This window comes from Komagataeibacter medellinensis NBRC 3288, assembly GCF_000182745.2.
GTDB lineage: Bacteria > Pseudomonadota > Alphaproteobacteria > Acetobacterales > Acetobacteraceae > Komagataeibacter > Komagataeibacter medellinensis.
Map to the genome: position 1 here is coordinate 1,131,285 of NC_016027.1, position 12,660 is coordinate 1,143,944.

12 protein-coding genes are annotated in these 12,660 nt (G+C 63.5%); 9 read left to right on the plus strand and 3 right to left on the minus strand.

What is annotated here, in order from left to right:
- Positions 1–8: 8 nt before the first annotated feature.
- From cysQ to rsmA, 9 genes are all read left to right on the plus strand, one after another.
- A complete protein-coding gene (gene cysQ / locus GLX_RS05155; protein ID WP_014104957.1) occupies positions 9–794 on the plus strand; it encodes a 3'(2'),5'-bisphosphate nucleotidase CysQ in 786 nt (261 codons plus the stop codon).
- 9 nt (positions 795–803) lie between these two features.
- On the plus strand, positions 804–1,778 hold the full coding sequence (locus GLX_RS05160; RefSeq protein WP_014104958.1) for an L-threonylcarbamoyladenylate synthase: 975 nt from the start codon (positions 804–806) through the stop codon (positions 1,776–1,778).
- 38 nt (positions 1,779–1,816) lie between these two features.
- Positions 1,817–2,440: a hypothetical protein gene (locus tag GLX_RS05165; RefSeq protein WP_014104959.1), complete on the plus strand. Its 624-nt coding sequence runs from the start codon at positions 1,817–1,819 to the stop codon at positions 2,438–2,440.
- On the plus strand, positions 2,437–3,894 hold the full coding sequence (locus GLX_RS05170; protein WP_014104960.1) for an FAD-binding oxidoreductase: 1,458 nt from the start codon (positions 2,437–2,439) through the stop codon (positions 3,892–3,894). Before GLX_RS05165 ends, GLX_RS05170 begins: the two co-directional genes overlap by 4 nt.
- Before the next feature lie 100 nt (positions 3,895–3,994).
- The gene (lptF, locus tag GLX_RS05175; protein ID WP_014104961.1) at positions 3,995–5,164 is read left to right on the plus strand and encodes an LPS export ABC transporter permease LptF; all 1,170 of its coding nucleotides are present in this window, start codon (positions 3,995–3,997) and stop codon (positions 5,162–5,164) included.
- On the plus strand, positions 5,161–6,276 hold the full coding sequence (lptG, locus tag GLX_RS05180) for an LPS export ABC transporter permease LptG (protein WP_014104962.1): 1,116 nt from the start codon (positions 5,161–5,163) through the stop codon (positions 6,274–6,276). The genes lptF and lptG overlap by 4 nt, the downstream gene beginning before the upstream one ends.
- The gene (locus GLX_RS05185; protein WP_014104963.1) at positions 6,276–8,678 is read left to right on the plus strand and encodes an LPS-assembly protein LptD; all 2,403 of its coding nucleotides are present in this window, start codon (positions 6,276–6,278) and stop codon (positions 8,676–8,678) included. Before lptG ends, GLX_RS05185 begins: the two co-directional genes overlap by 1 nt.
- Positions 8,671–10,080, plus strand: coding sequence for a peptidylprolyl isomerase (locus GLX_RS05190; RefSeq protein ID WP_014104964.1), 1,410 nt, complete (start codon positions 8,671–8,673; stop codon positions 10,078–10,080). Before GLX_RS05185 ends, GLX_RS05190 begins: the two co-directional genes overlap by 8 nt.
- A 7-nt stretch (positions 10,081–10,087) precedes the next feature.
- Positions 10,088–10,936: a 16S rRNA (adenine(1518)-N(6)/adenine(1519)-N(6))-dimethyltransferase RsmA gene (gene rsmA, locus GLX_RS05195; protein ID WP_014104965.1), complete on the plus strand. Its 849-nt coding sequence runs from the start codon at positions 10,088–10,090 to the stop codon at positions 10,934–10,936.
- Positions 10,937–11,239: 303 nt separating this feature from the next.
- Here rsmA and rplI read toward each other — a convergent pair whose 3' ends face one another.
- The 3 genes from rplI to rpsF are packed head-to-tail and all read right to left on the minus strand — an operon-like array spanning position 11,240 to position 12,620.
- Positions 11,240–11,839, minus strand: coding sequence for a 50S ribosomal protein L9 (gene rplI, locus GLX_RS05200; protein ID WP_014104966.1), 600 nt, complete (start codon positions 11,837–11,839; stop codon positions 11,240–11,242).
- Between the two features lie 13 nt (positions 11,840–11,852).
- Positions 11,853–12,128 carry a 30S ribosomal protein S18 gene (gene rpsR / locus GLX_RS05205; protein WP_007399693.1) on the minus strand — a complete coding sequence of 92 codons (276 nt, stop codon included), beginning with the start codon at positions 12,126–12,128 and terminating at the stop codon, positions 11,853–11,855.
- A gap of 6 nt (positions 12,129–12,134) precedes the next feature.
- The gene (rpsF, locus tag GLX_RS05210; RefSeq protein WP_014104967.1) at positions 12,135–12,620 is read right to left on the minus strand and encodes a 30S ribosomal protein S6; all 486 of its coding nucleotides are present in this window, start codon (positions 12,618–12,620) and stop codon (positions 12,135–12,137) included.
- Between the last annotated feature and the right edge of the window lie 40 nt (positions 12,621–12,660).

A 12,660-nucleotide genomic window follows, 5' to 3' on the forward strand; every position in this document is an offset into this window, starting at 1 on the left:
CCAACGGCATGAATACACCATCCATCCCGGCATATGAGGACGGATTCCTTGTGGATCTGGCCCTACGCCTTGCCCGTGAGGCCGCCGAACTGATCCGCGCCATCCGCGCGCGCGGCTTTGCCACGCAGGTCAAGACCGACAGCTCTCCCGTGACCGAGGCCGACCACGCAGCCGAGGCCCATATCCTCAAGGGCCTGCGCGCGCAGGCCCCGGCCATCCCGGTGGTGGCGGAAGAGGAAATGGCCGCCGGCATCCGCATCAATGCAGGGAGCGAGTTCTGGCTGGTGGACCCGCTGGACGGCACGCGGGAATTCGCGGCCGGGCGCGATGACTTTACCGTCAATATCGGCCTGGTCCGCAACGGCCGCCCGGTGCTGGGGGCCGTGGCGCTGCCCGCCTACCACCAGCTTTATGGCGCGGGTGCCGGGCGCGGAGCCTTCCGAATTGACGCCAGTGGCACGCAGCCGATCCATGTCCGCACCACCCCGGCGGAGGGGCTGACGGTGCTCGCCTCGCGCCATTATGCCGATGACCCACGCCTGAAGCAATTCCTGGGCGGCCATCGCGTCGCGCATCTGGGCAATATCGGCTCGGCGGCCAAGTTCATCCGCGTGGCGGAAGGGCTGGCGGACCTGTATCCCCGCCTTGGCACCACCATGGAATGGGATACCGCTGCCCCGCAGGCCATCGTGGAAGCCGCTGGCGGCACGGTTACGACAACCGATGGCCAGCCGCTGGGCTATGGCAAGCCCACATGGCGCAATCCGCACTTCGTGTGTCGCGGCGCGGCATAGCGCGGGCCGATGCACACGGAACTACTGCCTGATACCCCCCATGGCCGCGAGAAGGCCGCCGCCATCCTGCGCGCGGGCGGGCTTGTGGCCTTCGGCACCGAGACGGTGTACGGTCTGGGCGCCGATGCGCGCAATGACCGCGCGGTAACCGCCATCTATGCCGCCAAGGGCCGGCCCGGCATCAACCCGCTGATCAGCCATTTCACCAGCGCCGAGGCAGCTTTCACGCAGGTCATGCCCACGCTGCTGGCCCGCAGGCTGGCCGCACGTTTCTGGCCCGGCCCGCTGACACTGGTGCTGCCACGCGGCGTGGACTGCGCCATATCCCCCATCGCCACGGCGGGGTTGCCCACTGCCGCCGTGCGGGTGCCCGCGGGCGGGAATACCCGCGCACTGCTGGCCGCCTGCGGCTTTCCGGTCGTGGCCCCTTCCGCCAACCCTTCGGGGCGGGTCAGCCCATCGGATGCAGCGCATGTGTTGGCGGGGCTGGAGGGGCGGATTGATGCCGTGCTGGACTGCGGGGCATGCCGCGTGGGGGTAGAAAGCACCATCGTGGACCTGAGCGGCGCAACCCCGGTGTTGCTACGCCCCGGCGGCATTACACTCGAAGCGCTGGAGGCGGCCTGCGGCATGCCGGTTGCAGCACCACAGGCCCGCAATGACAGCCGCCCTTCCGCACCGGGCCAGCTGTCCTCCCACTACGCGCCGGGGCTTGCGGTGCGGCTGGATGCGGACACGGTTGGCGCGGATGAAGCCCTGCTGGCCTTCGGGCAGCCGCTGCCGGGCAGCACGCTGGTATGGAACCTGAGCGAGCGGGAAGATTTGCACGAAGCGGCAGCGCGCCTCTTCGCGGGGCTGCGGTTTCTTGATATGGAGGGTCACCGCCGGGGACTGGTCAGGATTGCGGTGCAGCCCATACCCGGGCACGGGCTGGGGCGTGCGATCCGTGACCGGCTTGTCCGCGCGGCAAGCCCGCGTCCGTAACGATTTCAACGATATGACCCGACCCCGGTGCCCCTGAAATGAGCGATACAATCGACCCCAAGGAACTGAAGATCCTTTCGGATATCCTTGCACTCGTGCTGGAAGAGCATGCAGGCCAGTCGGAAAGCGCGCTGGCCACCATCCGCTCGCGCGCCAGAAAGAATGGCGTGACAGGGGGGGCGCTGAAGAACCTGTTCACCGCCATCGCCCCCAACCCGCCACAAAAGCCGCCGCCAAAGCCGCGCGCGCCGCGCGCCACCAAGGCCAGCGCCGCCGCAGCCAAGGAAATTCAGGAACTGCACACCCGCATCGCGGAGATGGCCGGTAGCATCCGCAAGCTTGACCTGGAACTGCGCGACATGCGCACCAGCAACGAAGCCCTGTGCGTGGAACTGAACCAGACCCGCCAGGCCCGTGCCGAAACACAGGCCGCCCTTTCGGTCGTGCAGGCGCGCCCTGCCCCCACCAGCCGCTCGGGCCTGCTCGTGGCGGCCACCGTGGGCCTGCTGACGGGACTGGCGCTGATCGAAGCGTGGCATTTCCTGGTCTCCCCCTCCGCAGCCCGGGCCAGTGCGGCCCATCCGCCAGCCATCCACCATACCGGGCAGGCCATGCTGCTGCCTCCCGCCACTCCCTTTCATTCAGAAAGCATGCCGTCATGACCCAGACCCCCGATACCACAATGACGCCTGCCGAACTGATTACCCGCTTTACGGACCTGCTTGGCCCGGTGGGCGTACTGACGGGCGAGGGCGACACCGCCGCCTACTGCACCGACTGGCGTGACCTTTACCACGGCCGGGCACTGGCGGTGCTGCGCCCGGCCAGCACGGGCGAACTGGCCGCACTGGTCCGCCTGTGCGCCGAACACGGCGTGCCCATGGTGCCGCAGGGGGGCAATACCAGCATGGTGGGGGGAGCCACACCCGATGACAGCGGGCGTGAGGTAGTGGTCTGTCTGTCACGCATGAACCGCGTACGTGGCATCGACTCCCATGACCTGACCATGGAAGTCGAAGCCGGGGTCACGCTGAAAGCCGCACAGGACGCGGCGAAAGAGGCCGGGTTCATGCTGCCGCTGTCCATCTCGTCCGAAGGCTCGGCCCAGATCGGCGGCGTGCTGGCCACCAATGCGGGCGGCAACAACACGCTGCGCTACGGCAATGCGCGCGAACTGGTTCTGGGGCTGGAAGCAGTCATGCCTGATGGCGACGTGTTCCATGGCCTGCGCCGCCTTCGCAAGGACAATACGGGCTATGCGCTGCGCCAGTTGCTGATCGGTTCCGAAGGCACGCTTGGCTTCATCACCACCGCCATTTTGCAGCTCCACCCCCAACCCAAGGCCATCGAGGCCGTGCTGTGCGCGGTAGAGGACGCCACCGCCGCACTGAACCTGCTGGGCCTGCTGCGCGGGCGCGACCCGGCGCTGGTACAGGCGTTCGAGTTCATGTCCGGTCTGGGCATGGACCTTGTGACCAGCCTTATTCCCGGCACGAGCCTGCCACTGGGCGAACGCGCGCCCGCCTACGTGCTGGTTGAACTTGCCACCCCACGCCCGGATGCGGACCTACGTGAATATACCGAGGAAATACTGGGCGAGGCACTGGAAGATGGCATCATAACCGATGCTGTGATCGCCGAGAGCGAGGGCCAGCGCGCGGGCCTATGGAAACTGCGCGAGGAACATGCCGAAGCCCAGCGCCAGGCAGGCGCGAGTGTCAAGAACGACGTATCGGTACCCGTAACCCATGTGCCCGAACTGATCGATCGCGCAACGGCGGCCTGCACGGCACTGATACCGGGCATCCGCCCTGCCCCATTCGGCCACATGGGGGATGGCAACATCCACTTCAACCTGGTCCAGCCCGAAGGCATGGCGCCCGAAGCCTTCCTGGCGCGCAGCCATGACATCATGGATGCGGTAGCAGGCATCGTAAAGGAACTGGACGGCTCCTTCTCCGCCGAACATGGCGTGGGCCAACTCAAGCCTTATATGATGCCACAGTGGCGCGGCGGGGCCGAACTGGCCGCCATGCGCCACATCAAGGCCGCCCTTGACCCGCAAAACATCATGAACCCCGGCAAGGTACTCCCCCCTGCCACACAGGGCACATGAGGCCATACCAGCACAGGCCGCACGTAACAGACTGTTCCTGCCTACCGGGCCTAAAGGGTTCACCCCTTTTGCCCCGGCGGGAACAGGGCTAGACAGGATCATGCCTGTCGTACGCCCCACTCCCGGTCGCCTTGCACCGCACCTGTCGATTCTGGATGGCTACATGCTGCGCCAGCTGTTGCTGGCGCTGGTGGCAACCACGGGTGCGCTGGTCACGCTCATCTGGCTTACGCAGTCGCTGCATTTTGTATCGCTGGTGGTGGGGCGCGGACTTTCGCTGCGCGTGTTCCTGGAACTGACCAGTCTGTTGGTCCCTTCTTTTGTTGCGGTCATCCTGCCCATTACCACGTTCGTGGTGGTGCAGTTCATCTACCAGCGCCTTGGCACCGACCGGGAACTGACGGTCATGCAGGCAGCGGGTCTTTCGCCCGCCCTGATGGCGCGGCCGGGACTGATGTGCGCCGCCATCGCCACCACCGTGTGTCTGGTGCTCAATGTCTGGATCGTGCCGGTTTCCTACCATGCGTTCCGCCAGTACGAATTCCAGATCCGCAACCGCATGGCCGCCTTCCTGATCCAGGACGGGGTATTCACGCAGGTTTCGGACAACATGACGGTCTATATCCGCACACGCGACAAGGATGGCACGCTACACGGCATCATGGTGGAAGATGACCGCACCCCTGGCGCCGAGGCCACGATACTGGCCGAGGAGGGCAACCTGGTCATCATCAATGACCAGCCGCGCGTGGTCCTGTTCAATGGCTCGCGCCAGGAGATCGACAGCCATACCGGGCGGCTCAATGTCCTGACCTTCACGCGCAACACCATCGACCTGTCCAGCCCGCACACCGCCCATACCCGCCTACCCGATGCCAATGAGCTTTCGATCGCGCAACTGCTCCACCCGGACATGCACCAATATTCACCCCGTGATGAAAGCAAGATGTTCATTGAAGCATGGCGGCGGCTCAGCACGCCGTTCTGCGCCTTCTCGTTCGCCATGATCGGGCTGGTGGGGGCCATGGGGGGGGGCAGCCATTCCCGCCAGGCCAGCATCCTGCGCCCGGTGCTGGCCATACTGGCGGTTGTGGCGGTGCAGGCGCTGACCCTGCTGGTGCAGAACCTCGCCTCGCGCAACCTGCAACTCATGCCGCTGATGTGGGTGTGCACGATCGGGCCGGGGATCGTGTGCGCGGTTATCCTGTTCTGGCCCGAACTGCGCAGCGAACGTGAAGCCCGCAGGCTGAGCGATGGCGCACAGCCATGAACCTTGCGCTGACGCTTTCACTCTACATCGCCCGACAGTTCACATGGGCCACGCTGTCCGTGATCGCCTTCCTGACCGGGCTGATCACGATGTTCGACTTCATCGACCTTTTGCGCCGGGTCTCGACCCGGCCCAACGTGCCGACATCGCTGGTCAGCCAGATCGCTTTTCTGCACATCCCCTTCGCCTGCCTTGAAATCCTACCCTTTGGCGTGCTGCTGGGAGGAATCCTGTGTTTCTGGCGGCTGGCGCGGTCATCGGAACTGGTGGTGGCGCGGGCGGCCGGGATTTCGGCATGGCAGTTTCTGGCAGGGCCGGTCATCTGTGCTGTACTGATCGGGGCCACGGCCACAACCTGCATCTCGCCGCTCTCCTCCATCATGTACCGCCGGGCGGAAGCGCTGGACCGGCAGTACCTGCGCGACAACAACGGCAAATCGCTGAACCTGAGCGGGGGCACCCTGTGGCTGCGCCAGGGCGATAACGGGCTGGTGGACCACGGGGTGGACATCATTCACGCCCGCAAGGTCAGGCTGGATGGTGGTGTACTGCATATTGGCGGCATCACCATCTTCCGCCTTGGCTCAGATAACGGGCTGCTGACGCGGATCGAGGCGGACCGGGGCTATCTGGGTCACGGGCGGTGGATAATGGAAGGCGCACGTCTGCTCCGCCCCGACGAAATGCCATCGGACATAGGGCACTTCACCCTGCATGCGGACCTGACGCTGGCGGGGGTGGAGGAAAGCTTTGCCTCCCCCGACACATTATCCGTCTGGACCCTGCCCAGCTTCATCCGCCAACTCAACCGCTCGGGCTTTTCCACCATCCGTCACCGCCTGCATTTCCAGAGCCTGCTCACGCTACCCGTCCTGTCGGGCACCATGGCGCTGGTGGCAGCCGGTTTTTCCATGCGCCCCGCCCGGCGCGGCGGCGTGATCCGCATGATCAGCTTTGGGGTGGCGGCCGGTTTCGCGCTGTTCGCGCTCTCCAAGATCGCGGCGCAGTTTGGTGAAACGGGTACCCTGCCCCCCATTCTTGCCGCATGGGCGCCTACGGGGGCGGGGCTTTGTCTTGCAGTCACGCTGCTTCTTCATCTAGAGGACGGTTAATGTACCGCTCCGTCTCCTTTACACGCGCACTGCATCCGCTGCGACCCATGACGGTCCTGCGGCAGCTTCCGCGCGGGTTGCTGTTCTGCGCAACCATGCTGGGTGGAGTGATCGGGGGCATGGCCGTATGGAGTTCGGCAGCGCAGGCCGATGCGGTGGGTGCGCCCAGGCGCAGCATGCCCATCCATGCCCCCAAAAGCCAGCCACAAGCCCCGGCAAATTTTTCGGGCACGGTCTCCAACACCGACCCCATGACCTTCCAAGCCGACCATGTGAGCTATGACAGTCGCAACGGCATCGCTACATGGACCGGTAACGTGCAGGTCTGGCAGAATGACCAGATCATGCGCGCCGACAGAATTATCTATGACCGCAATACCGGCATAGCCTCGGCGCGTGGCAATGTGGCCATGGTGGAACCCGACGGCACGGTGCTGTTTACCGATTATGCCGAACTGAGCAACGGCATGCGCGACGGCATCATGACCCGCCTGTATGCCCAGATGGCCGATAATGCCCGCATGGCCGCCAATGGCATGCGGCGCTCGGGCAGCAAGATCAGTGACCTGACGCGCGTGGTCTATACAGCGTGCGAGATCTGCGCCAAGCACCCTGAACGCGCCCCGTTCTGGCAGATCCGCGCCTTTGACGCCACGCATGACATGCAGCACAAGCGGCTGGAGTTCCGTGATGCGTTCGTGGATTTCTTTGGCGTGCCAGTCTTCTACCTGCCAGCCTTTTCCATGACTGACCCATCGGTACGGCGGCAGAGCGGGTTCCTGACACCTGGCTTCACACCGCATGACCGCTACCTGGGCACCTATGTCACCATTCCCTATTACTGGGTGATCGACCGCCAGTCCGATATTACGCTGCAGGGTCTGTTCTCGACCCGGACCGGGCCAGAGCTTACAGCAAATTACCGGCGTTATTTCTCCAATGCACGCCTGAACCTGGTGGGGGGACTTGCCTACGATACCCATCGCGACCCCAATTACGTCAACACCTTCGGCCAGGATGTCAACACGTCCAACGACCATGGGTTGCAGGGCTACATCTTTGCCAACGGCCAGATCTCCATCAACAAGACATGGCGCGCGGGGGCGAACATACGCTGGGCCAGTTCGCCCAACTACATGCGTGACTACCGCGTAAGCGGCTACGGGCAGGATACGCTCAATTCCAGCATCTATCTGGAAGGGTTTGGCACCGGTTCCTATTCCCGCCTTGATGCCGAAGGCTACGAAGGCATGAACCAGGGCATCATCCACAACCAGGACCTGCCGTGGGTGCTGCCACGCTATACCTACAGCTATTTTGGCCAGCCCGATGCGTGGGGCGGGCGCTTCAGCCTCGATACGACTGATTTCTATGTCTACCGTGAAAACGGCACATCGGACCAGCGCGGACAGCTTTCCCTCAACTGGGACCGGCCGTTCCACAACTCACTGGGGCAGATATGGAACCTGACCCTACATGTTGAATCCGCTATCCACCGCGCGACCGAACTGAACCAGCAGCCCAACTACGCCCGCACCACCACCGCACAGGTGCAGGGACAGGTCCTTCCCACGGTGGGGCTGAAAATGAACTGGCCGTTCCTGCGCAGCTTCAACCACAATACCGGCACCCAGGTGCTGGAGCCGATCGTGCAGTTCCTGGCTGCCCCCAATACCGGCAACAGCACATCAAGCAACATTCCCAATGAAGACAGCCTGACCTACGAGTTCACGGATTCCACGCTGTTCGCGCTCAACCGCTACGCGGGCACCGACCGGCTGGATGGCGGCCTGCGCGCCAATGTGGGGCTGCACAACAACTGGACATGGAACGGTCACCAGATTGATGTGCTGATCGGCGAGAGCTTCCAGGAACATATCGACCACAACCGCATCCCCTATTCCGGCCTGAACCATCACCTGTCGGATGTGGTGATGGGCACGCACATGGTGCCCAACAGGTATTTCGATTTCGATGGCAAGATGCGGCTGGACCCGTATGGCGGCAAAGTGGACTTTGCCGATGCGTTGGGCAGTGCGGGCGTCAGCCATTTCCGTGTAACGGGCGGCTACCTGTTCGAACCGGTCACGCCTTACTATTATTACGCCCAGCGCTCATACACCTCCGCAGCGCCTGACATCTATTACAGGCCGGTCAGCGAACTGACGGTGGGCGCTGCATCCAACTGGGATAACTGGCACCTGGCAGCCTATCTGCGCCGCAGCCTCTCACGCAAGGAAAGTGTGGCCGTAGGTGGCGATGCCGGTTACCAGAACGACTGCTTCGGGCTGGATGTGATGTATCTCAAGCAGTACACCACGATTGGTGGTCAACAGAGCAATTCGACCGTAATGTTTTCCCTTACGTTCAAAACCATCGGTACATTTGGTATAAATGGCTGACCTGATGCGCGAAAGACTGAGCCGGATGTCCATCTTCCCCGCCATGCGTGGCGCTGCTTCCCCTTCCGTACCGCACCATTACCGTGCGGGCCGCATGCTGGCCGCGGGACTGCTGGCCTGCACCACGCTACTGGGCCACATGCACCCCGCTGGCGCACGCAGCGCACACGCCATTGCTCAGGCCGCCCAGGCGGCGGAAGACCAGGATGCCATCATCGCCACCGTTAATGGCGCGGTGCTGACCAAGCGCGATGTGGATACACGCGGGCGGCTGTTCGCACTCTCATCGGGACTGGATGTGAGCGATGACGTGATGGCGCGCCTGCGCCCGCAGATCGTGCGCCAGTTGATCGATGAAAAGCTGCGCATGCAGGAAATGCTCAACCGCCACATCAACGTCCCCATCCAGCAGATTGCCGCTGCCATTGCCGGAATCGAGCAGCGCAACGGCATGCCGCAGAACGCCCTGCGCAACAAGTTGGCGGAAGATGGCGTGTCGCTGACTACGCTGATCGACCAGATCCGCGTGCAGCTTGGCTGGACACAGGTGCTGCGGCAGGAGACGGGGGAACGTGGTCGCATTACCGCAGCCGAGATCGAACAGCGCACCGCAGCCCTCAAGCGCGAGGATGGCAAGCCGGAATATATGATCAGCGAGATCTTCGTACCCGTCGAAGATCCGCGTCATACGGAAAATGAGCTGAAATTTACAGAAACCATCATTCAGGAACTGCGCGAGGGCGCACCGTTCCCGGTTGTAGCCGCCCAGTTCTCGCAGGGGCAGAGCGCGCTTGACGGCGGGATGATGGGCTGGATGCAGGAAGACGGGCTGGACCCGCAGGTGGTAGACGTGGCGCGCAAGATGCCCGACGGCGCCATTTCCAACCCGATCCGCGTAGCAGGTGGCTACGTGATCGCCACCATTGCCGAACGGCGCACCGTGGGACACCAGATGGCCACCATCATGACCATTCGCCAGGCGTTCTTCCCCTTTGACGCACCGCTGGACCCGGAAAATGCCACCGACCAGCAGAAGGCGACGCTGGATGCGGCGAATGCCTTTTCTTCCTCGGCCAAAAGCTGTGATCAGATGGAAGCACAGAACAAGAAACTGGGTGAAAAACACCCCACCGATCCCGGTGAACTGATGCTGAGCCACCTTAACCCCCAGATGCGCGAGATCCTTGAGCCGCTGCCCGTGGGCAAGCCAAGCCGCCCCCTGGTCTCGATAGATGGCATCCTCGTCCTGATGGTCTGCTCGCGTGAAGAACGCAACATTGCCACCCAGACCCCCAGCCAGATTGCCGATCACCTGATGAACGAACGTGTCGAGCAGACATCACGCCAGCTCAACCGCGACCTGCAGCGCCGGGCCATCATCGATATGCGTTCAAAGACCTGAGCGGGACATGACCATTCCCTCCCCGTCACAGGGTCTTGAGCCGCTACGCGAGACCATTGCCCGCCATGGGCTGGATGCACGCAAGGCGCTGGGCCAGCACTTCCTGCTTGATCCCGGCATTACGGCGCGCATAGCCGCCCTGGCCGGTGACCTGTCGGGGCAGAACGTGGTGGAGGTCGGTCCCGGCCCCGGCGGCCTGACCCGTGCCCTGCTTGATACGGCGGCTGTCCGGGTAGTTGCGGTGGAAGTGGATACGCGCGCCGTGGCCATCATAGGTGAGTTGGCAGCACGGGCGGAAGGGCGGCTGGAGGTGGTCGAAGCCGACGCCATGCGTCTGGACCTGACAACGCTGTGCCCGGCGCCGCGGCAGGTGATTGCCAACCTGCCCTACAATGTAGGCACGCCCCTGCTGGTGGGCTGGCTGCGGCAGGCGGCGGCATGGACACGGCTGACCCTGATGTTTCAGCACGAAGTGGCCGAACGCATCTGTGCCGCCCCCGGTTCAGCCCATTACGGCAGGCTGGGCGTACTCGCACAATGGACCTGCCGGTGTGGTATGCTGATGCATATCCCCCCCGGCGCGTTTTCCCCCCCGCCCAAGGTGCATTCCGCCGTGGTGGGCCTGATCCCGCACGCGGACCAGCCCGATGCCGCCTTGTTCCGCGCCATGGAACAGGTCACGGCGGCGGCCTTTGGCCAGAGGCGCAAGATGCTGCGCGGCGCGCTCAAAGCATTAGGAGGCGAAAGCCTGTTGGCCGAGGCGGGGATTGATGGCAGCCGACGTGCCGAGACACTCGATATTGCTGAATTCGACTGCCTTGCGCATCTTCATGTCCGCAGGGCGGCAGCGGCGTAACGCGGAACAGCAGGATGCAACCCCGTTGCATGGTCCGCAATCCGCATGGCGGCATAAGGGCCATCATGCCCCACATGCCATCCGCCGCTCACCATCAGGGTAGTGAATTTCCAGCCGCCCCACAGTAATGAAGCGTGCAAATACCCGAGCCAGCAGTAAAAGACGCCATTGGCCCCCTCTCCTGCCTGCCCCGGGGGCTGGCAGAACGCACGGTGGCCACAAACGACAAAGGCCCGGAAGAGTTTCCTCTTCCGGGCCTTTGTAACCGGACCAGCCACCTGTGGGGTGGCTGGCTGCGGTCAATCAGACGGCAGGCGTTTCCTCGACGGCGGTTTCTTCCGAAACCTCGCCTTCGGCTACAACATCTTCGCCAGTCAGTTCGGCCAGTGTGGGTTCATCGTCCTGTTCGGTGCCGATTTCCTCACCACGTGCCTGACGTTCCGCTTCCTCTTCGGAGCGGGCGACATTCACCGTCACCTGCATGGACACTTCCGGGTGCAGGGCAACGCTGACTTCATACAGGCCAAGCTGCTTGATCGGCTCGGGCAGGATGACCTGGTTACGAGTGATGGTCAGGCCAGCCTGGGTTGCCGCTTCCGCGATGTCACGGGTCGTGACCGAGCCATACAGGCTGCCGCTGTCACCAGCCTGACGGATCAGGATGACGGACAGGCCGTGCATGCGCTCGGACAGGCGCTCGGCCTCCTCGCGGTTCTTGAGGTTCTGGGCCTCAAGCTGCACGCGCTCACGCTCAAAACGCTCGCGGTTGTGTGCGTTGGCGCGGATCGCCTTGCCCTGGGGCAGCAGGAAGTTACGGGCATAACCCGGCTTCACGCTAACGATCTCGCCCATCTGGCCCAGCTTCTCGACGCGCTGGAGCAGGATGAGTTCTACTGCGGACATGGTTAAGCCTCCCTCAGCTTACAATGTAGGGCAGCAGGGCCAGGAAACGCGCACGCTTGATGGCCTGAGCCAGTTCGCGCTGCTTCTTGGCGGACACTGCCGTGATGCGGCTGGGAACGATCTTGCCACGCTCGGACAGGAAGCGGCTCAGCAGACGCACGTCCTTGTAATCGATCTTCGGCGCATTCGGGCCGGAGAACGGGCAGGACTTGCGACGACGGTAGAACGGACGGCGCGCACCAACCGCAACGCGGCGGGCGGCGGGATTGATCTCGGTGGATTCGGACATCAGCTCTTACTCCGCTTCGGCGCCGGCTGTGGCGTTGGCGCGCTGCTGTTCTTCACGCTCGTTACGAGCGCGGAACTCTTCGCGGTCATCAAAGTTACGGCGCGTGCCACGGCCGCTTTCAAACCGGCCGGCGGGCTTGGGCCCACGGAAGCCACGCTCGCGCTCATCGCCCTTGCGCGACAGGATGACGGACGGTGCTTCGTCAATCTCATCCACACGCAGGGTCAGTACACGCAGAACGTCTTCGTTCAGGCTGAGCTGGCGCTCGATTTCCTTGATTGCATCGGAAGACGCGTCAAGACCCAGAAGCATGTAATGCCCCTTACGGTTCTTCTTGATACGGTAAGCCAGCGTGCGCAGGCCCCAGTATTCGCGCTTCTTGATGGACCCGGATTCGGTTTCCAGGTAGGTGGCGATGCCATCAGCAATGGCTTCAACCTGCTGCTGCGACACGTCATTACGTGCGATCAGCACGGTTTCATACAACGGCATGGGTACTCCCTTCGGATCGCTTCAACCCCGGCATGGCGGA